This window comes from Blastococcus litoris (assembly GCF_003075095.1).
In the GTDB taxonomy this organism is placed as follows: Bacteria; Actinomycetota; Actinomycetes; order Mycobacteriales; family Geodermatophilaceae; genus Blastococcus_B; species Blastococcus_B litoris.
In genome coordinates this window covers 298288-318967 of the sequence record NZ_QCZF01000002.1, presented here as the reverse complement: position 1 = coordinate 318967, position 20680 = coordinate 298288, and the positions used below count along the sequence as shown (strand labels likewise).

The window sequence follows — 20680 nt, the reverse complement described above, 5'->3', positions numbered from 1 at the left end:
CTACCGTGACCAGGTGACCAGCGTGGACCGGACGGTCGGGACGGCGCCGCTGCCTCCCCTGCCCTACCGCGCGCGGCCGCCCCAGGTCCTGCTCGGCGTGGGAGCCGTGCTGCTGGTCAGCGCGGGTGCGGCGGTCGCCTCCGCGTACGGCGGTGGTCCCGTCCGCGTGCTGCTGCTGGCGCTGGCAGCCTCGACCGCCTGGTTCTCCGTGCGGGCAGCGCGGACGGGCCTGCGCAGCTCCGAGGAGACGCTGGCCGCGTCGACCGCCGGCCTCGCTCTCGCCGGCTCCGACCTGGGCGCACCGGTGCTCGGGGGCGCACCCGGCTGGGCCGCCCTCCTGGCCGCGGGCTTCCTCGGCCTGCACCGGGTGGCGCCCACCACCGCGAGCTGGCCGCTGGCATCGTGGGCCGCTGGGCAGCTGGCCGTCCTCCGTGCCTTCGACGTGGTCCCCGAGGCCCTGGAGACCGCGGTCCTGCTCGCTGTCGCGCTGGCCGGGTTGGGGATCGCCCTGTTCGCACGCCGGGTCGTCGCGCAGGTCGCGCTCGTGACCACGGCGCCGTGGTGGGCGGCCGGGGTCGTCGGGGGGTCGTCCACGGCGTGGAACGGAGTCGGCGCGGAGCGGTGGCTGTCCGCCGTCCTGATGGTCGCTGCTGCCGCGGGCCTCCTGGTCGCCCGGCTCCGCGCGGAGCTCGAACCCCTCACCGGTCCACCGGTCGCCGTCCCGGTCCTCGCCGGCTTCGTCGCGGGGGCTGCGGTGACCGGGGCGTTCTCGTCGCTGGGGACCCTCGCGATGACCCTCACCGGGTACGCCGGTGTCCTGTTGGCGAACACGGCGGCGGCCGTCCTCACCGGCTGGCGACGCGGGCTTATCCTCCCGGTCGCCGTGTCGGCCGGCACCGTGATGGCGCTGTTCTCCATCGTGCAGCTGGTCGGCCGCGAGCGGTGGTCGGAGCTGAGCCTGCTGCTCCTGCTCACCGCGCTCCCCACGGTGCTGGTCGCCGCGAGACGTCCCGCCGACCGGCCCGTGGCCCTGCCGACGGCGATCGGCTGCCTGGCCGGCGCTGCTCTGCTGGCCCTGCCCGACGGGCTGCTCGGCCCGGTCGCCGTTGGCGTGCTGCTGACGGTCCTCTACTGCGTGGCGATGACGGTCGGCGCGGGCCTCGACGCCTCGTCCCGCAGTGCGACGGCGCGCGCGGCCGCGCTCTGCTCGCTGGCCGCGGCGACGCTGCTGCGCGTCGAGCACCACCGGACGACGCTGGCGGTGCTGCTCGCCGTCCAGGGCGTCGTCACCCTCACCTGGGCGTGGCGCACGCACGTCCCCGGCGATCCGCTGCACCCGACGTCGGCGACCGCCTGGCGGGGCGGGGCGGTGCAACTGGTGGCCGCCGGATGGTTCTTCGCCGCGGCCGCCGGCCTGGCCGCGGTCGAGTGGTACTCGCTGCCGGCGGCGATCGGGCTCCTGGTCGCGGCCGGGCCGCGCCTCCTGGACGGACCGTCCTGGCCCGCGTGGGGACCCGGCCTGCTCACCGCCGCGCTGCCGTCGGCCGTCCTGGCCGTGACGACGTCGGACGGCGACCGGGCGGTGTGGGTGCTGCTGGCCGCCGCGGCGGTCCTGGTGGCCGGGGCCCGCACCGGCGTGCGCGCGCCGCTGGTGGTCGGCGCCGGGACGGTGCTCTTCCTCGGGCTCGGCTTCACCGTGCGCGCGCTGCCCTGGCCGCTGGGCACGGCGCTCGTCGTGGGCTGCGCGCTGCTGGCGCTCGGGATGCGGCGGGAGCGCCGTCCGGTCGCCGGGTTCGGGCTGAAAGTGGCGCAGCTGCGTTGAGCCGCCCCGCCGCGACTCGCCGCGACGAGCGTTCCGGGGCATCAGAAGCGGGCTAGTGTCCTCAGCGATGTCGCGCCAGGGGGACGGCCCTCGACTCGTCGGGGACCAGGAGTGGGAGCCGGACCCTGAGCGTCTGGCTTCCACGTTGGCTGACGTCCTCCACGGCCTGGTGGCCGGCCGTACTGTGCCTGCCTCCGACCTGGAGTCCGCTGCACCCTTCTTGCTCCTGTGCCTGCGGGGCCTGCACGTCCATCGGCTGATCGACGGCGCGGCGCCCGTCGACGAGCTCAAACTGGCGGCGCTGCTGGCGACGTCGAGCTCGACGAGAGAGGTGCCTGGGCTCGAGCAGGCCGTCGACTGGTGGGCCCTCGCCTACACCGGCGCCCCGCTGACCGGCAACTTCTTCGTCCAGCAGCAGATCTCCGCCGAGGAGAAATCCTTCTTGACCGGCCTCGTGCGTGAGGCTGAACCCCGCACCATGGCGCGGCTGGCGGTCGAGGCGGAGTACAGCTCGCGTCTGCAGGCACTACGGCGCCATGGCGACCGACCGCTCCCGGCATCACCGGACATGCATCAAGCGCTGCTCATCGAGAGCGTGCAGCACTTCCTGGGCGCGATCGACAGCGGGGCGGACCTGGACGCGGACGACCTTCTGCAGCTGGATCCCGGCGCGCTCGCAGCGCGCGCCGACCCGCAGCGGACCGTCCCGCGCAACGGCAACCGGTGGCCGGCCATCGAGCGACGTGCAGCTGACCTCCAGGAGTCCGCCCGCGCCCTCGCCCGCGCCGCCATGGCCTTGCGCGCCTTGCCCGACGGGCCACGGCCACGGCGTGTCTCCGCCTCGGAGATCGCCACCTTCCGGACGGTCGTCGGGGCCGCCGCGAGCGACGCCGTCGACGACCTGCCCGATGCTGCGCTGCTCTCCAGGATCCTGGCCGACGCCCGGAATCCGGACACGCGGACCTGCGGCCCGTTGGCGGTGGTCGCATCCGTCCTCTCGCCGCTGTCGGCCTGGGCTCGGGAACGCCTCGCTGCCGATGCCCCCGCCACCGGCGCCCTGCTCCAACGGGCGGCTGACCTCCTCAGCTCCCCTTTGGCTGACACCACCGTGCGAGACATGCTCGGCGAAGTCCAGGAGAGTGCTGCCTGGGGCATGGTCGCCGAGGCCGAGGACTGGCTCCGGGAAGCGGAGATGACCGTCCAACGGGGGGCCGCCGTACGGACGCTCCGGACGCAATCGACAGCCCTGCGCGAGCGGGCGGTGAACTCCGGCACGGACGAACGGGTGCAGCGCCTGCTCGCCGCGCTCGACGACAGGCTCGACGCCGAGGACGTCGACGGCGCCACCCTGCTCGTGGGTTCGCTGTCCGAACTGCTCGACGCGGAGGGGGCGAGCTCCGCCCCGCAGGCCGAGCGGCAACCGTCGGGGAACGCATCCGCGCCTGCCCGCGGCAGCGCCACGGGTCCGGCCGGAGCAGGCCCACGTGCAGCTCCCCCAGCCGATGCCGACGACAGCGCCACACCGTGGCGTGATCGCTGGCGCCTGTGGCTCGGCATCATCCGCGAGTCACCGGACCCTGTGGCCCGTAAGGCCGTCGCCGACCGCATCCTCGCCAACGGTTCGCCGTCGGAGATCGACGAGGCTCGGCGCGAGGTGCCCCAATTGGACGATCTCGTCCGATCGGCCGACGGCCCGGTCACGGCGACGGAAGTCCCGCGGGGCGCGGAGATAGGGGTGGAGCTGGGTGCCGAGCTCAGCCGGCCTGCTCTGCTCCCACCGTCCGACGACGGCTACTGCCTGCACGAACTTCTGCCGACCGCGCCGGTCGCCCCGCGGTTCAAGGACGCGGTCGCGGCCGCGCGGAAGCTTGCCAACGACGGGGACCTGCTGGCAGCGGCAGACGCCTGCCTGGCTCTGGTGGGCGAAGGCCTGCCCGGAGGACACACCTGGGCATTCGCGTATCTGCTCCGCGCCGGTCACGGGCAGCGGGTCCACGAAATCGTTGGTTCCCTCCCGGCGGAGACGATCGCCGCGCTGCCTCCCCTCGCGCTGTGGAACGGGGCTGTCGCGTGCGAGCGCACCGGCGACCACGCGCGCGCCGAGGATCTCTTGCGTGCCTTCCTGGAGAGGCAACCCACCCCGCGCCCGGTGCAGGCCGAAGAGTGCGGGCGGTACCTCGAACGCCGTGCCTTGGTGAGGGACAGCCCGCAGGCCGTCGAGCCGGCCGGCCCTCCCACAGGGACGCTCGTAGCAGCGCAGCGACCGGGTACGCCGGAGGTCGTCCAGCTGGCCCGCCAGCAGTTCGAAGCCGGGGACGCCCCCGGAGCCATCACTCGCCTCCGCGCTCTTCTCCAGACCCAGCCGAAGTCCCCCGGCGCGTTCCTGCTGCTCCGCATCTTGCGCACGACGGGTGACTGGCGGGCCGCCGAGACACTCGTGGGAGAGCTGGATCGTCTCGGCGCCGCCACGTGGAAGCACTATCTGGAGACGGCTCGGGTGGGTGTGTCGTGCGCTCAGCCGCGGCTCGCGCTGCACGCCCTGACCCGGGCCCACGAGCTCGATTCCCGTGCATCCGACACGAGCGCGGACTTCGCCCGGCTGCACGACCAGGCGAGCGAACTCGCGGCTCAGGACCGGCGCGCGGCCACCCTGCTTCGCGGACCCAACATCCAGCCCGACGTCGTCAACCGCTTGCTCAGCGGCGGCAACCTCGACCGCCAGGACTTCATCCGCGCGGTGCGTCAGCACCTGGACCGCGGGGAGGTGCTGACGCTCGCCGAGACGTTGGCGACGGTGCAGCCCAACGCGTCCTGGGTCGCCAGGGCATTCGTGGAGGCGCTGGTCGACAGCAGGAACCGGCTCGAGTCCTCGGCCGGCCGCCGTCGCATCTTCGAGGTCATGGTCGCCGCCGGCGATCCCGTCGCCCTGGTGCAGCTGGCCGCATACCTGCACGACCGGTCGATCGGCCAGCCGGTGCCGGTCGAGCCAGACGCCCGGGCCTTGCTCCGCGCGGCGCTACCGTCTCTGCCCGAGCACACCCGCGGTCGGGTCGTCTTCGAGCTGCAACGCATCCTCCGCGAGTGTGGGGACGCGGACGAGGCGTCCGCGCTGCGCCGGCAGGAGTTCCCGACCACACCCCCGATCGACGTGCGGCCGCTGGCTCCGGTGACGATTCCGGAGCCATTCATCGCCCGGATGTCGCTCCCGCGCTCGGCGCCGCGGGCGCTCACCGATGCGGTCCTCTCCAGCAACGCCCGGGACGGAGCTCCTGGCGACATCGCCGACGCGCTCGTGGCTGTTGCGCAGGAAAGGAACCCGGTGGTCTTCGGACTCGCCTTGGGCTGGCTGGTCCTGGACAAGCGCCCAGTAGAAGCACTGCAGCTGTACCGTGCGCACGAGGAGGGTCTGTACCCGCACGTCACGATTGCGTGGAACGTTGCTACAGCACTGACCAACATCGGCCAGTACGACGCCGCTGCGGAGTGGTTCCTCTACGCCGAACGGGTCAACTCGAGTGCACTCGGAGAAGCGCAAGCACAGGCGCGCAACAGCGTCCTCAGTCACGTCGGCCTGCGCCCCCCCGCTCGCCCGGGTCAACGCGACGTCCGTGAACTCACCGCCGTCATGGCGCTCGACGCGCTGCCCGTCGACCATGCGTCCTACGGCACTCTCGTCAAACGGCTGAGAGATGCCGTCGAGAACGGCGAGCTCGCACCTGAGCGGGCCGTGCAGCACAGCCGGCTGGCGCTCGACAACCTGCCGGCGGCGGGGCGGGCCTCCTGGTTCATGCACGCGAGGCTGCTCGCCGACGCGGACGAGGCTCACGAGGCGTTCGATGTCCTGGAACGACTTGTCCGCGAACGGCCCTTCAACGGGACCGAGACCCTTGGACTGGTCCCGGTCGCTGCGGCGGCGGGGAGAGAGACCCGGGCCCTCGAGATGTTGACCGCCTCCAGCGAGAACGCGCAGGTAGTGCTGGCGCAGGCGAAGCTGCACTACCTCCTCGGTCACCTACCGGAGGCGACACAGCGGGCCGTAGACGCGCTGGCCCTGTCGCCGAACTCCGAGGAAGCTCGCAACTTCCTGTCGGCGCTCAATGCCAACCGCGATCCCTTGCCCGCGAAGTTCGGGCTGATGCAGCCGGAACAGGTGTACGTCGGGCTCACCCAGGACGGCTCTGTCGAAGTCCTCCTGCGTTTGGCCGCCCGTCGACCGCTGACCGGCATCGTCTGTTCCATCGGCAAGCAGACGGTCCCGGTGCGTGATCTGGCCGGAGGCGAGGAGGAGCTCGTCCCCATCGAGTTCGCAGCGCAGGACTTGGGCGGCGATCTCCGTTCTCCGACGATCATGGTGCGCTACACCGACAAGGACGGGCGCCGCGGCATGGCTCGGGCGCGCGCCGGCCGCAAGCGGCCACGGGGACGGTCGATCGGTCAACCCGAAACGCTCGTGGTGCCCTTCGCTCCGACGCAACCCGTCCCCGAGGGGCTGTTCGTCGGACGCGAACGCGACATCTCCGCGATCACCGACCACTACGGCCAGCGGGCACAGATCATGTTCGTCGGGGGCCCTCGTCAGGTTGGCAAGACATCACTCGTCCACCGCTGCCGCCATCTCTCCCGCGGCGAACCCTCGGGACCGCGGTTCGTGGTGTTCGATGGCGACACCTTCCGCGGAAGTCACGGGCTGCTCGCGCACATCGCCGAGGCGGTGTACTTCGAGAGCGAGATCAGCGGATGGGGTGTGCAGCGGCCGGGACCGGACGACTGGCGATCGGTGGCTGCTCTGTCCTCCTGGGTGAGGCGGCAGCTGCCCGAGGCGGTGCGGGAGGCCGGGGTCGTCCTGGCCATCGATGAGGTCCAGGTCCTCCTCGACGCGGTGATCGAGAGCGATGCCGACACCGTGGACTCGCTGGCGTCAGTGGCAGGTGCCTTGCGGAGCATCAACGGGGATGCTGACAATCCGCTGCGATTGCTGCTGCTCGGTTCCTGCTCGTTCCGTAGCGTGCGCGACCGTCTCGCGGACACCAATATCGCGGCGGAGATCACCGAGCACCTCGTCGGCTTCCTCTCCCAGGCCGATACCCGTGAACTGGTGTCACGCGGATTCGGGGCTCCGGGCGGCCGAGCTTATGTACTGGCCAGCGCGCACCAAGCCTTCTGGGACTTGACCGCCGGATACCCGAACCACGTGCACCTGTTGGGAGCCGAGGTCGCCCGCGTCCTCAACGAACGACGGCGGAGGCTCGTCTCCTCCGACATCGTGGCGCAGGCGGCCGACGCGCTGGTGCGCCGCGGACGCACGGTCGTGGAGCATCTGCTCGGCCGGGAACGCGAGCACGAGTACCAGGAGCGAGTGCTCGCGAATCTGGCCTCGGTGTACGGCTCCGACGACGAGGACGGCGATGGGCTCACGATGCGCGAGCTCATCGACCTCGTCGGTACGGACTACGAGGAGGGGATCAACCGGTTCGTCCGCCTCGGGCTCCTGCAGTCCAGCGCCGACGGCGCGGTCACGGTGGCGAACGGCCTCCTCCGCCGGTGGCTCGTCGAGAACTCCCTGCACTTGGAGATGAGGCGAGCCGCTCTCGAAGACCGCCGGGACTTCGCCGCCCTGCGCGACCGGGGCTTTCGCATCATCCGCAACGACGTCGACGAGTTCGGCGAGAGCATCGGCCTCGAGCGCGACTCCGTCATCTACCAGGCCCGTAACCTGCGTCCCAGCGGTGGACCGGGGGACGAAGGGCTGACCGACGCCGTCCCCGTCGGCCACGACCCGCAGACGTCGTCCGTCGGCATGTTCGTGGAGCGCGTCGACCGCTGGGCCATCGTCCTGCACTGCGCAGGACGGCGGCTGTCCGAGGGAGCTGCCCACCGGGCGCAGGAGTGGGAGGCACGGGACACCCATCGCGTGGTCCGTCTCGCGCAACAGGCTCTGTCGGTACTCGTCGAGGCGGAGGAGCGCGACGGCTGGGTCCACGGGAATCTCACGCCGGAGAACGTGATCGACCGCGGCAGCTCTGGCGTGTTCCTCGCCGACTGGGTCTACGGCAGCAGAGGTCGACGGACTCCCTGGACGGCGTTCCGCCCCAACGGCTTTCGGCCGCAAGCCCAGGCCGAGCGCTGGCTGGCAGGTGGCACGCACAAGCACGCCGACGACGTATTCGCCCTCGGTGCGATCATGTATGCGGCCCTCGACCCGCATGGAGAGCACCCCTACCCGTTGTCAGCTTCCGGCTGCGCGGACACGAGCTCGCCTGTACGCCAACTCGTACAACTGGGCGTCGACAACGACCTGCGCCGCATGATGTCGCGCATGCTGGCCCCCGACGAGGACGAACGTCCGGCCCTTCACTTCGTCCGGTCGACGCTGTCGACGTGGCTCAGCCAGGTCTGAGCCGGCAGCCGTCCGCCGGCGGGCTCGGATCGCGAAGACGTGAGTTCGTAGACGTCGGCGCCCTGCCGTATCCAGCGGACACCATGGGCGTCGGAGAACGTGACCGACGCGCGGAAGAAGTACCCCTCCGGGACCTCGACGGCCAGCCAGGACTTGGTCCTCATGGTCTGACCGGGCGACACGACGGGGAGGACGGCCTCCTCCAGTGGCCCCAGATCTTCCGGCCGAGCTCGTACGTCGAAAACTGCGAATGCCGTCGCATTGGCGACCACCACGTGCACGTTCTGGACGCGCTCCTCCGTCTGGGTCGCCTCCACCCAGGCCGTCACTCCGCGCGCTTGCTGTTCGCGCGCGTCCTGGAGACGACGGGCTTCCGCGGCTCGCTCCTCCCGGCCGCGCTGCTCGTTCGCTCGGCGGTTCCGCCGCACTTCCGCCCCCAGAGCCACGAGCGCGGTGATCGTCCCTCCACCGGCCAGCCAGTCCGGCACAGAGCCCCAATCCACGACCAACACCCCCGAGACGAGCACGACCGCGGTTCAGACCCCGCTTGACGACCATAAAGCCGTCGACGTGCGTCCGTTGACCGGTGCGTATCGCTCGACGGGCTGCTCCGGACGGTGACCGCGCCTGCCGTGACCCGGCTGAGTGCGGCAGTCCTGCACTCCCGGTCTCACGGCCTCGGAGTGGACTCCCGCCTCATCCATGCAGTCGGCATGCGATGAGGGTGTCAGACGCGGAAGCCCAGGGCGCGCAGCTGCTCGCGGCCGTCGTCGGTGATCTTGTCCGGGCCCCACGGCGGCATCCAGACCCAGTTGATCCGGATGTCGTCGACGAGGCCGGGGCCGGGGCCGCCGGTCAGCGCCTGGCGCGCCTGGTCCTCGATGACGTCGGTCAGCGGGCAGGCCGCGGAGGTCAGCGTCATGTCGATGATCGCCACCTGCGACGCCCCCTCCTCGGCGACGTCCAGGCCGTAGACGAGACCCAGGTCGACCACGTTGACACCGAGCTCGGGGTCGACGACGTCGCGCATGGCCTCCTCGACGTCCTCGATGAGCGCCGACTTGTAGGCGGGCAGCTCGGCGGGGGTCTCGTCGGTGGTCACGTTCTCGGTGGTCTCGCTCATGCTGCGGTGCCTCCCCAGGCTCGGGCGGAGGCGTCCTTCAACGCCATCCAGCTCATCAGGGCGCACTTGATGCGCGCGGGGTACTTGGACACGCCGGCGAACGCGACGGCGTCCTCCAGCTCGTCCTCGAGCTTCTCGGCGACCGACGGGTCGCCCTTGGCCTGCATCAGCGTCATGAAGTGCTCGCCGGTCTCGAGCGCCTCCGGCACGGTCTTGCCGACGACGAGGTCGTACATCGCCGAGATCGACGCCTGGCTGATCGAGCAGCCCATGCCCTCGTAGGAGACGTCGGCGATGGTGTCGCCCTCGACGTGCAGCCGCAGCGTCACCTCGTCACCGCAGGTCGGGTTGACGTGGTGCACCTCGGCCTCGAACGGCTCGCGCAGGCCACGCCCGTGCGGGTTCTTGTAGTGGTCCAGGATGATCTCCTGGTACATCGACTCCAGCTGCATCAGTCGCGCCTCACACAGTTCCGAAGAACTTCTGGGCCGCGCGAATTCCGTCGGCCAGCGCGTCGATGTCGTCGTACCCGGTGTGCACGTAGAACGTGGCGCGCGTCGTCGCGGGGACGCCGTAGCGCCGGACGACCGGCCACGCGCAGTGGTGCCCCACGCGGACGGCGATGCCGTGGTCGTCGAGGACCTGGCCGACGTCGTGCGGGTGGATGCCCTCGACCGTGAAGGAGATCGCGCCGCCGCGGGCAACCGTGTCGGCCGGGCCGATCACCGTGACGCCGGGGATCTCGGCGAGCTTCTCCAGCGCGTAGGCGGTGATCGCCTCCTCGTGGGCCTGCACCGCGTCCATGCCGAGGCCCTGCAGGTACTCGACGGCGGCAGCCAGGCCGATGACCTGCGCGGTCATCGGGACGCCCGCCTCGAACCGCTGCGGCGGCGCGGCGAAGGTCGATCCCTCCATGCGCACGACCTCGATCATCGAGCCGCCGGTGAGGAACGGCGGCAGCTTCTCGAGGACGTCGTAGCGGCCCCACAGCACGCCGACCCCGGTCGGGCCGAGCATCTTGTGGCCGGAGAAGACCAGGAAGTCCGCGCCCAGTTCGGTGACGTCGACCGGCTGGTGCGGCACCGACTGCGCGCCGTCGACCAGCACCAGCGCGCCGACCTCGTGCGCCCGCGCGACGATGTCGCCCAGCGGGTTGATCGTGCCGAGGATGTTCGACTGCTGGGTGACCGCGACCAGCTTGGTGCGCTCGTTGACCACCGTGGTCAGGTCCGAGAGGTCCAGCCGGCCGTCGTCGGTGAGCCCGAGCCACCGCAGGGTGGCGCCGGTGCGCTCGCACAGCTGCTGCCACGGCACCAGGTCGGCGTGGTGCTCCATCTCGGTGACCACGATCTCGTCGCCCTGGCCGACCGCGTAGGTCCGGAACTCCGGCTCCTTGGCGGTCGCGGCGTTGCTCATCGCGTAGGCCACCAGGTTGATCGCCTCGGTGGTGTTGCGGGTGAACACGATCTCCCGCTCGGGAGCACCGATGAAGCGGCCGATGGTGGCGCGGGCCTCCTCGTAGGCGCCCGTCGCCTCCTCGGCGAGCTGGTGGGCGCCGCGGTGCGGGGCGGCGTTCACGTTCTCGTAGAACCAGCGCTCGGCGTCGAGCACCTGACGGGGCTTCTGCGAGGTGGCGCCCGAGTCGAGGTAGACCAGCCGCTTCCCGTCCCGCACGGTGCGGGACAGGATCGGGAAGTCAGCCCGGATCGCCTCGACGTCCAGGGGCAGGGGCACCTGCTGCGCCCCGGCTCCGGGACGCGAGACGGTCTGGGTCATGCCTTCGCGGTCTCCTTCGAGTCGGCCACGTACGCGGCGTAGCCCTCGTTCTCGAGCTTGTCGGCCAGCTCCTTGCCACCCTCGTCGACGACGCGGCCGTTGACGAAGACGTGCACGAAGTCGGGCTGGATGTAGCGCAGGATCCGGGTGTAGTGCGTGATCAGCAGGACGCCGACGTCACCCTCGGAGCGGGTGCGGTTCACGCCCTCGGACACGATCCGCAGCGCGTCGACGTCCAGGCCGGAGTCGGTCTCGTCGAGGATCGCGATGCGCGGCTTGAGCAGGCGCATCTGCAGGATCTCGTGGCGCTTCTTCTCGCCGCCGGAGAAGCCCTCGTTGACGTTGCGCTCGGCGAAGGCCGGGTCCATCTCCAGGCCGGCCATCTCGGTCTTGACGTCCTTGACCCAGGTGCGCAGCTTGGGCGCCTCGCCCTGGATCGCGGTGGCCGCGGTGCGCAGGAAGTTGGAGACGCTGACGCCGGGGACCTCGACCGGGTACTGCATGGCGAGGAACAGGCCGGCGCGGGCGCGCTCGTCGACGGTCATCGCGAGGACGTCCTCGCCGTCGAGGGTCACCGTGCCGCCGGTGATCGTGTACTTCGGGTGGCCGGCGATCGAGTAGGCCAGGGTCGACTTGCCCGAGCCGTTGGGGCCCATGATCGCGTGCGTCTCGCCCGACCGGACGGTGAGGTCGACACCGCGGAGGATCTCCTTGGCGTCGTCACCCTCCCCGACGGTGACGTGCAGGTCGCGGATCTCGAGAACGGACACTTCGCTCCTCAGTTGCTGGCTAGTTGGTCGCACGCATGGCGGGGAGCGCGCCGTTCGACTCGGTGTCGACGTACACGTCCTCCCCCTCCACGCGGACCGGGTAGACATCGACCGGCTCGGTGGCCGGCAGGTTGGTGGGCTCGCCGGTGCGCAGGTCGAAGCACGACCCGTGCAGCCAGCACTCGATGGTGGGGGCGCCCTTGAACTCCTCGACGTCCCCTTCGGACAGCGGCACCTCGGCGTGCGAGCAGAGGTCCTGGATCGCGTAGACCTCTCCCTCGAACCGGACGACGGCGATGTCGACGTCGTCCAGCTCGACCCTCAGGGAGCCGGGCTCCTTGATGTCGGAGAGGGCGCAGACCCGCTCGAAGCTCATGCCGGCACGACCTCCTGCTCGTCGAGACCGGGCAGCGCGCCCAGGCGGGTCTCGATGGAGCGCATGAGCCGGTCCTGCAGGGCATCGATCCCGATGCGCTGGACGACGTCGGCGAAGAATCCCCGGACGACCAGGCGGCGCGCGGTCTCCGCGTCGATGCCGCGCGAGCAGAGGTAGAACAGCTGCTCGTCGTCGAAGCGGCCGGTGGCGCTGGCGTGGCCGGCGCCGACGATCTCGCCGGTCTCGATCTCCAGGTTCGGCACCGAGTCGGCGCGGGCGCCGTCGGTGAGCACCAGGTTGCGGTTGAGCTCGTAGGTCTCGGTGCCGGTGGCGGCGGGGCGGATGCGGACGTCGCCGATCCAGACGGTGCGCGCCTCCTCGCCCTGCAGCGCACCCTTGTAGAGGACGTTGCTGCGGCAGTTCGGGACGGCGTGGTCGACCCAGAGACGGTGCTCCTGGTGCTGGGTCTCGTCGGCGAAGTAGACGCCGAACAGCTCCGCGGTGCCGCCGGGGCCGGCGTACTGCACGTTGCTGACCAGGCGCACGAGATCGCCGCCGAGGGTGACCACGACCTGCGTGAAGGTGGCGTCGCGGCCGACGACGGCGTCGTACTGGCCGCCGTGCACGGAGCCGGGCGCCCAGTCCTGCACCGAGACGAGATCCACCTGCGCGCCGTCGCCGACGAGCACCGAGACGCCGCCGGAGTAGCGGGCCAGGCCGGAGTGGTCGAGCACGATCGTCGCCTTGGCGAACGCGCCGACCTCGACGACCAGCTGGCCCCACACGACGTCGTCCGAGCCGGTGCCGGCCAGGCCGAGAGTGACCGGCCGGTCCAGTTCGGCCTCCTTCGCCACGCGGACGACGGCGGCGCCGCCGCTGCGCTGGCGGGTGAGCGCGGCGAGCCGGTCGACCGGCTCGGGCAGGCCCTTGAGCAGCGGGTCGTCGGCCTCGACGCTGGTCAGCTCGACGCCCTCGGGCAGGTCGGTCGTCCAGCTGAGGTGGGCGTCCGACGCCGCGCCGTCCAGCAGCGGACGGATCCGCTTCATCGGCGTGAAGCGCCACGTCTCCTCGCGACCGGTGGGCACGCCGAAGGCGTCCGGGTCGGTCGAGGTGAACCGCTCCGCCGGCGAACCGGTCGGCGTCGGGCCGCCGTGCGAGTGCGCACCGGGCTGGACGTCGCCGGCGCTGCCGGTGTCGGAGGCCGGGGTGGTCGGCGGGCCCGCCTGCGCGCCCACGCCCGGAGCGAACAACTCCGAGGCGAGGGTGCTCGGCTGGGTGGTGAGGTCGGTCGTGCCGGTGTTCTGGTCGGTCATCAGCCGACGGCACCTTCCATCTGCAGTTCGATGAGCCGGTTGAGCTCGAGGGCGTACTCCATGGGCAGCTCGCGGGCGATCGGCTCCACGAACCCGCGCACGACCATGGCCATGGCCTCGTCCTCGGACAGACCACGGCTCATCAGGTAGAAGAGCTGGTCGTCGCTGACGCGCGAGACGGTCGCCTCGTGACCCATCGCCACGTCGTCCTCGCGGACGTCGACGTAGGGGTAGGTGTCCGAGCGGCTGATCGTGTCGACGAGCAGGGCGTCGCACTTGACCGTCGACTTGGAGCCGTAGGCGCCCTCGTCGATCTGGACCAGGCCGCGGTAGGACGTGCGGCCACCGCCACGGGCCACCGACTTCGACACGATCGTCGAGGAGGTGTGCGGGGCGGCGTGCACCATCTTGGCGCCGGCGTCCTGGTGCTGGCCCTCGCCCGCGAAGGCGATCGAGAGGACCTCGCCCTTGGCGTGCTCACCGGTCATCCAGACCGCCGGGTACTTCATCGTCACCTTGGAGCCGAGGTTGCCGTCGACCCACTCCATGGTCGCGCCCTCGTGGGCCACGGCCCGCTTGGTGACCAGGTTGTAGACGTTGTTCGACCAGTTCTGGATGGTCGTGTACCGGCAGCGCGCGTTCTTCTTGACGATGATCTCGACGACCGCGGAGTGCAGCGAGTCGCTCTTGTAGATCGGCGCGGTGCAGCCCTCGACGTAGTGCACGTAGGCGCCCTCGTCGACGATGATCAGCGTCCGCTCGAACTGGCCCATGTTCTCGGTGTTGATCCGGAAGTAGGCCTGCAGCGGGATGTCGACGTGCACGCCCTTCGGCACGTAGATGAACGAGCCACCCGACCAGACGGCGGTGTTCAGCGCGGCGAACTTGTTGTCGCCGGACGGGATCACCGAGCCGAAGTACTCCTGGAAGATCTCCGGGTGCTCCTTCAGGGCGCTGTCGGTGTCCAGGAAGATGACGCCCTGGTCCTCGAGCTCCTTCTGGATCTGGTGGTAGACGACCTCGGACTCGTACTGCGCCGCGACACCCGAGACGAGACGCTGCTTCTCCGCCTCCGGGATGCCCAGCCGGTCGTAGGTGTTCTTGATGTCGTCGGGCAGGTCCTCCCACGAGGCGGCCTGGGCCTCGGTGGAGCGCACGAAGTACTTGATGTTCTGGAAGTCGATGCCGGAGAGGTCCGAACCCCAGTCGGGCATGGGCTTGCGGTCGAACAGCTTGAGGGCCTTGAGGCGCCGCTCGAGCATCCACTCGGGCTCGCTCTTGCGGGCGGAGATGTCGCGGACGACGTCCTCGCTCAGCCCACGCTTGGCCGACGCACCGGCGACGTCGGCGTCAGCCCAGCCGTACTCGTAGCGGCCGAGCTGGTCGATCTGCTCGTCCTGGGTCAGCGGCTGCTGGGTGCTGGTCATGCGGGCGTCCTCTCCCGGTCGTTCGTGGGGGTGGTGCTGGTGCTCGTGCGCGCGCGCTCGGGCGCTGCGGGCTCACGTGGTACAGGGCGTTCGGGGGCCGATCTGTTCCCCCGGCGCGGTGATCCCGACTGCAGCGGCCCGGGGATGTGGGTGGTGCAGATCCCGTCGCCGTGGGCGATCGTCGCCAGCCGCTGCACGTGGGTGCCGACGAGCCGGCCGATCACCGCTGTCTCGGCCTCGCACAGCTGGGGGAACTCCGCGGCCACGTGCGCCACCGGGCAGTGGTGCTGGCAGAGCTGCCCCCCGCTGGAGATCGCCGAGGCGGTGGCAGCGTAGCCCTCGGCCGTGAGGGCGGCGGCGAGGGCCTGCGCCCGGTCGGCGGGCTCTCCCCCGCGGCCGTCGACCGCCTGCCGGACGGCGCTGGAGGCGCGGGCCTCGAGCCCGGCGAGCTGCTGCTCGGCGACGGCACGGACGGCGTCCGGCCCCCCGGAGGCGGCGACGTAGCGCAGCGCCGTCAGGGCGAGGTCGTCGTAGGCGTGCGGGAAGGTCGCACGGCCGGCGTCGGTGAGGTGGAAGCGGCGGGCCGGGCGGCCGCGGCCGCGGTGCGCCTCCCGCGTCATGCGCTCCTCGAGCCGCCCCGCGGCGACGAGCGAGTCCAGGTGGCGACGGACGGCGGCCGGCGAGATGCCCAGCCGGCCCGCGAGCTCGGTGGCGGTCTGCGGGCCGTGTTCCATGAGCAGGGCGCTGACGCGGTCGCGGGTACGCCCGTCGTCGGCCGCAGCCGACGAGCGCGGGTGTGCCACGACGCTTTCCACAACACGAGTGTGTCCTATTTCGGCGACCTCGCAAGGAAGGTGCACCTAAGAAGAGGCCTCCGGGGGACGACTCGTGAGCAGCCTCACGCCGCGGCCCACCGCCTAGCATCGACGCGTGCCGGTTCTCCCCTCCGTCTTCTCCCCCGCGACCGTCTCCCGCGTGGCCCTGGCCAACGCCGTGGCGAACGGGCTGATCGTCGTCACCGGCGGCGCCGTGCGGCTGACCGGCTCCGGCCTGGGCTGCCCGACGTGGCCACGCTGCACCTCGGAGAGCTTCGTCGCGACGCCGGAGCTCGCCGGCCACGGCGCCATCGAGTTCGGCAACCGCCTGCTCACCTTCGTGCTGGCCGTCGTGGCGATCGCGACCGTCGTCGTCGTGTGGCGGTCGGCCCGGCGCGACCTGCGGCCGCTCGCCGTCGTCACCTTCCTCGGCATCCCGGCGCAGGCGCTGCTGGGCGGCATCACCGTGCTCACCGGCCTGAACCCGTGGACGGTCGCCGCGCACTTCCTGCTCTCCGCCGTCCTCGTGGCGCTGGCCACGACGCTGTGGCTGCGCTCGCGGGAACCCGGCGTGGGCCAGCCGCTGCTCCGCCGTCCCTTCGTCCTGCTCACCTGGGGCATCGCCGCCGTCACCGCCGCCGTGCTGGTGCTCGGCACGATCGTCACCGGCAGCGGTCCGCACAGCGGCGACGTCGACTCGAACGACGTCCCGACCGGCGACCGGATGGGCTTCGACCCCGAGCTGGTCAGCCAGCTGCACGCCGACGTCGTCTTCCTGCTGATCGGGCTGACCGTCGCGCTGCTGGTCGCGCTCTACGCCACCGACTCCCCCGGCCGGGTCCGCCGGGCAGCTCGCGACCTGCTGATCGTCCAGCTTGCCCAGGGCGTCGTCGGCTACGTGCAGTACTTCACCGACCTGCCGATCGCGCTGGTGCTGCTGCACATGCTGGGCGCGGTGCTGATCACCGCCTACACCGCGCGGCTGGTCTGGTCCGTCCGTGGCCCGGCCTCGGAGCTGCCGCTCGCACCGTCGACGCCGGAGGCTGCCGCCACCCGCTGACCGAGCGTTGTCCCTGAGCCGGTCACTTCCCGCTCGATAGTGGCCGCTCCGGGGACAACGCCGGACCGGCTCACTCGTGCCAGACGAGGACGACGGCGAGCGACCCGTCGGGTGACTCCCAGCGCCCGGCGGTGACGGTCTCCGTCGCGCTGCGTGCGTCCGCCCACGCGGGCCAGGCATCGGTCTCGTCGTGCCAGACGAGCCGCCCGCCCGCGAAGTAGGTGACCACCGGCCACCCGTCCTCGATCAGCGCCTCGACCTCGGCCGCCTCGATGCGCGGCCGGCGGATCGAGTACGTGCGCCCGTCGGCCCCCACGAGCTGCCCCATCCGGGCGTTCGCGAGGTCGCGCCTCACACGATGGCGTCGACGACGATCGCGACCATCAGCAGCGCCAGGTACGAGATCGAGACGTGGAACAGCTGCATCGGCTTGGTCTCGCCGCCGCGCTTGATGCGGCCGAGCAGGCGGTGCGACTCGACGACGAACCAGCCGCCGAGCAGCGCCGCTGGGATCGTGTAGCCCAGCCCGATGCCGTAACCGGAGGCGACCGGCCACAGCAGCAGCGAGACGGCGACGGTGATCCAGGCCCAGACGACGGTCTGCCGGCCCACCGACAGGTCGGTGGTCACCACCGGCAGCATCGGGACGTCGGCCCGCGCGTAGTCGTCCTTGAACCGCATGGCCAGCGCCCAGAAGTGCGGCATCTGCCAGCAGAAGACGATGCCGAACACGACGACGGCCGGCCAGTCCAGCGATCCGGTGACCGCGGCCCAGCCGATGAGCACCGGCGCCGCCCCGGGGACGCCGCCGAACTCGGTGCTGCGGCGGGTGTGCCGCTTGAACACCATCGTGTAGAGCACGGCGTAGTAGAAGATCGCGCCCGCGGCGAGGGCGGCGGCCAGCAGCGTCGTGGTCACCGCGAGCAGCACGATCGACGACACCGTCAGCACGACGCCGAAGACCAGCGCCGCCTTCGGGGTGACCGCGCCGGTGACCAGCGGCCGGTTCTGGGTCCGCTTCATCAACCGGTCGATGTCGCGGTCGAAGTAGCAGTTGAAGACGTTCGCCGCGCCGGCGGCCAGCGTCCCGCCGAGCAGGGTGACCAGCAGCAGCGACAGGGACGGCCAGCCCCGGGCCGCCAGCATCATCGCCGGGACCGTCGTCACCAGGAGCAGCTCGATGATCCGCGGCTTGGTCAGCGCCACGTAGGCGCTCACGCGAGCGCGCAGCGAGCTCGGGTCGCGGTGGGCGGGGGCGGAGCGGCGCTCCGACAGCGCCGTCACCGGGTGCCCTCGTGCGCGGCGGCGCGCGGGCAGCAGGGTGCTGCCGGCCAGATGAAGAGCACGAGGGGGCCACTCCGAAACCGGGGACGTGAACTCCGGCCACTGTAGCCCGGACGACGCACCGGCCACGTCGCGGCATGAGCGCGGATGACTAGGGTTGATCGCGTTGTTGCTGCGTGTGCAGCGGGTAGGGCCGACGTCGACGACGGTGCGCCCCCGGTCCAGCGCGGGACCGAGCGGGCGCCGGCCGCACGCAGGACCATCTTCCGAGGGAGCACCCAGCACATGACGCAGAGCACCCGGCCCGAAGCTCCGGCCGAGGCCGCCTCCGACAGCCCGACCGGCAGCCCGAGCCAGCCGAACCCGACCCTCCCCGAGGGCTTCGGCGACCTGGACCGTCGCGCGATCGACACCGCGCGCGTCCTGGCGATGGACGCGGTCCAGAAGGTCGGCAACGGCCACCCCGGCACCGCGATGAGCATGGCGCCCACCGCCTACCTCCTCTTCCAGAAGTGGCTGCGCCACGACCCGAGCGACCCGAACTGGGTCGGCCGCGACCGGTTCGTGCTGTCGATGGGCCACTCGAGCCTGACGCTCTACGTCCAGCTCTACCTCTCCGGCTACGGCATGCAGCTCGACGACCTCAAGGCGCTCCGGACCTGGGGCTCGCAGACCCCCGGCCACCCCGAGGTCAACCACACCCCCGGCGTCGAGACCACGACCGGCCCGCTCGGCCAGGGCGTCGGCAACGCGGTCGGCATGGCGATGGCCGCCCGCCGCGAGCGCGGTCTCCTCGACCCCGACACCCCCGAGGGCGAGAGCCTCTTCGACCACACCATCTGGGCCTTCGCCTCCGACGGCGACCTGGAGGAGGGCGTGAGCGGCGAGGCGTCGTCCCTGGCCGGCACCCAGCAGCTCGGCAACCTGGTCCTCGTCTACGACGACAACAAGATCTCGATCGAGGACGACACGAACGTCGCCTTCACCGAGGACGTCGGCAAGCGCTACGAGGCCTACGGCTGGCACGTGCAGCACGTCCACGACGGCGAGGACCTCGCCGCGGTCGACGCCGCGTTCGCCGCCGCCAAGGCCGAGACCGGCCGCCCCTCGATCATCGTGCTCAAGACGATCATCGGCTGGCCGGCGCCGAACAAGCAGAACACCGGCGCCGCCCACGGCTCCGCCCTCGGCGAGGAGGAGGTGAAGGCCACCAAGCAGGTCCTCGGCTTCGACCCCGAGCAGACCTTCGAGGTCGCTCCCGAGGTCATCGAGCACGCGCGGAAGGTCGTCGACCGCGGCCAGGAGGCGCACGCCGCCTGGCAGGAGGAGTTCGACGCCTGGAAGCAGGGCAACCGCGACGGCGCCGCGCTGCTGGAGCGCATGGGTACCCGCACCCTCCCCGAGGGCTGGGCGGAGAAGCTGCCGAGCTGGGACGCCGACCCCAAGGGCGTGGCCACCCGCAAGGCCTCGGGCGAGGTGCTGGCCGCGCTCTACCCTGAGCTGCCCGAGCTGTGGGGCGGGTCGGCCGACCTCGCGGAGAGCAACAACACCGCCGTCAAGGGCGAACCGTCGTTCCTGCCGGCCGACCGCCAGACCAAGATGTGGAGCGGTGGCCCCTACGGCCGCACGCTGCACTTCGGAGTCCGCGAGCACGCGATGGGCGCCGTCATGAACGGCATCGCGCTGCACGGGGGCACCCGCGTCTACGGCGGCACGTTCCTCACCTTCTCCGACTACATGCGCGGCGCGGTGCGCCTGGCCGCCCTCATGCAGCTGCCGGTGATCTACGTGTGGACGCACGACTCGATCGGTCTCGGCGAGGACGGCCCCACCCACCAGCCGATCGAGCACTTCGCCGCGCTGCGGGCCATCCCCGGCCTGGACGTCGTCCGGCCCGCGGATGCCAACGAGACGGCGGTCGCCTGGCGCACGATCCTCGAGAACAACGACCGCCCGGCCGGCCTGCTGCTCTCGCGGCAGAACCTGCCGGTGTTCGACCGCGGCGAGTTCGGCTCGGCCGACGGCGTCGCGCGCGGTGCCTACGTGCTGGCCGAGGCGTCGGACGGCAACCCGCAGGTGATCCTCATGGGCACCGGCTCCGAGGTGCAGATCGCCGTCGCCGCCCGCGAGCGCCTCGAGGCCGACGGCGTCCCGACCCGCGTGGTGAGCGTGCCGTGCGTCGAGTGGTTCGCCGACCAGGACCAGGCCTACAAGGACGAGGTGCTCCCGCCCACCGTCCGCGCCCGCGTCAGCGTCGAGGCCGGGGTGCCCCTGGGCTGGCGCGAGTTCGTCGGCGACGCCGGCCGGATCGTCGGCCTCACCCACTACGGCGCGAGCGCGGCATACACGGTGCTCTACGAGAAGTTCGGCCTCACCGACGAGGCGGTCGTGGCCGCGGCCCGCGAGAGCATCGAGGCCGCCGCCTCGGGTAACGCCGTCCCCGCCGGACCCGTCGCCGCCACCGGCGGCCTCCCCCACCCCACCGGCGACCGCTGACCCCGCACCACCCAGCCCGAA

Annotated in this window: 15 protein-coding genes; 4 read left to right on the top strand and 11 right to left on the bottom strand. The window is 71.6% G+C overall.

Features of this window, described 5'->3' with window-relative positions; genetic code table 11:
• Positions 1-13 precede the first annotated feature (13 nt).
• Together DCS98_RS05985 and DCS98_RS05980 are read left to right on the top strand one after the other, a co-directional pair.
• On the top strand, positions 14-1822 hold the full coding sequence (locus DCS98_RS05985; protein WP_164704415.1) for an SCO7613 C-terminal domain-containing membrane protein: 1809 nt from the start codon (positions 14-16) through the stop codon (positions 1820-1822).
• Positions 1823-1967: 145 nt separating this feature from the next.
• On the top strand, positions 1968-8219 hold the full coding sequence (locus DCS98_RS05980) for a hypothetical protein (protein WP_164704414.1): 6252 nt from the start codon (positions 1968-1970) through the stop codon (positions 8217-8219).
• Here DCS98_RS05980 and DCS98_RS05975 read toward each other — a convergent pair.
• The 9 genes from DCS98_RS05975 to DCS98_RS05935 form a co-directional block, all read right to left on the bottom strand.
• The gene (locus DCS98_RS05975) at positions 8174-8707 is read right to left on the bottom strand and encodes a hypothetical protein (RefSeq protein ID WP_164704413.1); all 534 of its coding nucleotides are present in this window, start codon (positions 8705-8707) and stop codon (positions 8174-8176) included. The two genes, DCS98_RS05980 and DCS98_RS05975, sit on opposite strands and share 46 nt — an antisense overlap.
• A 239-nt stretch (positions 8708-8946) precedes the next feature.
• A complete protein-coding gene (locus DCS98_RS05970) occupies positions 8947-9342 on the bottom strand; it encodes a metal-sulfur cluster assembly factor (protein WP_116450440.1) in 396 nt (131 codons plus the stop codon).
• On the bottom strand, positions 9339-9794 hold the full coding sequence (gene sufU, locus DCS98_RS05965) for a Fe-S cluster assembly sulfur transfer protein SufU (RefSeq protein ID WP_116450439.1): 456 nt from the start codon (positions 9792-9794) through the stop codon (positions 9339-9341). The genes DCS98_RS05970 and sufU overlap by 4 nt, the downstream gene beginning before the upstream one ends.
• A gap of 10 nt (positions 9795-9804) precedes the next feature.
• The gene (locus DCS98_RS05960; RefSeq protein ID WP_116450438.1) at positions 9805-11118 is read right to left on the bottom strand and encodes a cysteine desulfurase; all 1314 of its coding nucleotides are present in this window, start codon (positions 11116-11118) and stop codon (positions 9805-9807) included.
• Positions 11115-11888, bottom strand: coding sequence for a Fe-S cluster assembly ATPase SufC (gene sufC / locus DCS98_RS05955; RefSeq protein ID WP_116450437.1), 774 nt, complete (start codon positions 11886-11888; stop codon positions 11115-11117). The genes DCS98_RS05960 and sufC overlap by 4 nt, the downstream gene beginning before the upstream one ends.
• A gap of 19 nt (positions 11889-11907) precedes the next feature.
• Positions 11908-12264 carry a non-heme iron oxygenase ferredoxin subunit gene (locus DCS98_RS05950; RefSeq protein ID WP_116450436.1) on the bottom strand — a complete coding sequence of 119 codons (357 nt, stop codon included), beginning with the start codon at positions 12262-12264 and terminating at the stop codon, positions 11908-11910.
• Positions 12261-13577 carry a Fe-S cluster assembly protein SufD gene (gene sufD / locus DCS98_RS05945; protein ID WP_116450435.1) on the bottom strand — a complete coding sequence of 439 codons (1317 nt, stop codon included), beginning with the start codon at positions 13575-13577 and terminating at the stop codon, positions 12261-12263. Before sufD ends, DCS98_RS05950 begins: the two co-directional genes overlap by 4 nt.
• Positions 13577-15004: a Fe-S cluster assembly protein SufB gene (sufB, locus tag DCS98_RS05940; protein ID WP_116450434.1), complete on the bottom strand. Its 1428-nt coding sequence runs from the start codon at positions 15002-15004 to the stop codon at positions 13577-13579. The genes sufD and sufB overlap by 1 nt, the downstream gene beginning before the upstream one ends.
• Positions 15001-15807, bottom strand: a complete 807-nt coding sequence (locus DCS98_RS05935; RefSeq protein WP_241037231.1) for a helix-turn-helix transcriptional regulator — start codon at positions 15805-15807, stop codon at positions 15001-15003. The genes sufB and DCS98_RS05935 overlap by 4 nt, the downstream gene beginning before the upstream one ends.
• Positions 15808-15934: 127 nt before the next feature.
• On the opposite strand from DCS98_RS05935, the gene DCS98_RS05930 reads away from it, so the two are divergent.
• Entirely contained in the window at positions 15935-16879 is a 945-nt protein-coding gene (locus DCS98_RS05930; RefSeq protein ID WP_116450433.1) for a COX15/CtaA family protein, read from the top strand.
• A 70-nt stretch (positions 16880-16949) separates the two neighbouring features.
• On the opposite strand, the gene DCS98_RS05925 is transcribed toward DCS98_RS05930, so the two are convergent.
• Positions 16950-17234, bottom strand: coding sequence for a hypothetical protein (locus tag DCS98_RS05925; RefSeq protein ID WP_116450432.1), 285 nt, complete (start codon positions 17232-17234; stop codon positions 16950-16952).
• On the bottom strand, positions 17231-18163 hold the full coding sequence (locus tag DCS98_RS05920) for a heme o synthase (protein WP_116450431.1): 933 nt from the start codon (positions 18161-18163) through the stop codon (positions 17231-17233). Before DCS98_RS05920 ends, DCS98_RS05925 begins: the two co-directional genes overlap by 4 nt.
• Positions 18164-18448: 285 nt before the next feature.
• Here DCS98_RS05920 and tkt point away from each other — a divergent pair, with 285 nt between their 5' ends.
• Positions 18449-20659, top strand: coding sequence for a transketolase (tkt, locus tag DCS98_RS05915; RefSeq protein ID WP_116450430.1), 2211 nt, complete (start codon positions 18449-18451; stop codon positions 20657-20659).
• Positions 20660-20680: the final 21 nt, after the last annotated feature.

Bases quoted from the DNA above. Each gene is read 5' to 3' on its own strand.
- DCS98_RS05960 (WP_116450438.1), bottom strand. From the start codon at position 11,118: ATGACCCAGACCGTCTCGCGTCCCGGAGCCGGGGCGCAGCAGGTGCCC.
- tkt (WP_116450430.1), top strand. From the start codon at position 18,449: ATGACGCAGAGCACCCGGCCCGAAGCTCCGGCCGAGGCCGCCTCCGAC.
- sufB (WP_116450434.1), bottom strand. From the start codon at position 15,004: ATGACCAGCACCCAGCAGCCGCTGACCCAGGACGAGCAGATCGACCAG.
- sufD (WP_116450435.1), bottom strand. From the start codon at position 13,577: ATGACCGACCAGAACACCGGCACGACCGACCTCACCACCCAGCCGAGC.
- sufU (WP_116450439.1), bottom strand. From the start codon at position 9,794: ATGCAGCTGGAGTCGATGTACCAGGAGATCATCCTGGACCACTACAAG.
- DCS98_RS05950 (WP_116450436.1), bottom strand. From the start codon at position 12,264: ATGAGCTTCGAGCGGGTCTGCGCCCTCTCCGACATCAAGGAGCCCGGC.
- DCS98_RS05970 (WP_116450440.1), bottom strand. From the start codon at position 9,342: ATGAGCGAGACCACCGAGAACGTGACCACCGACGAGACCCCCGCCGAG.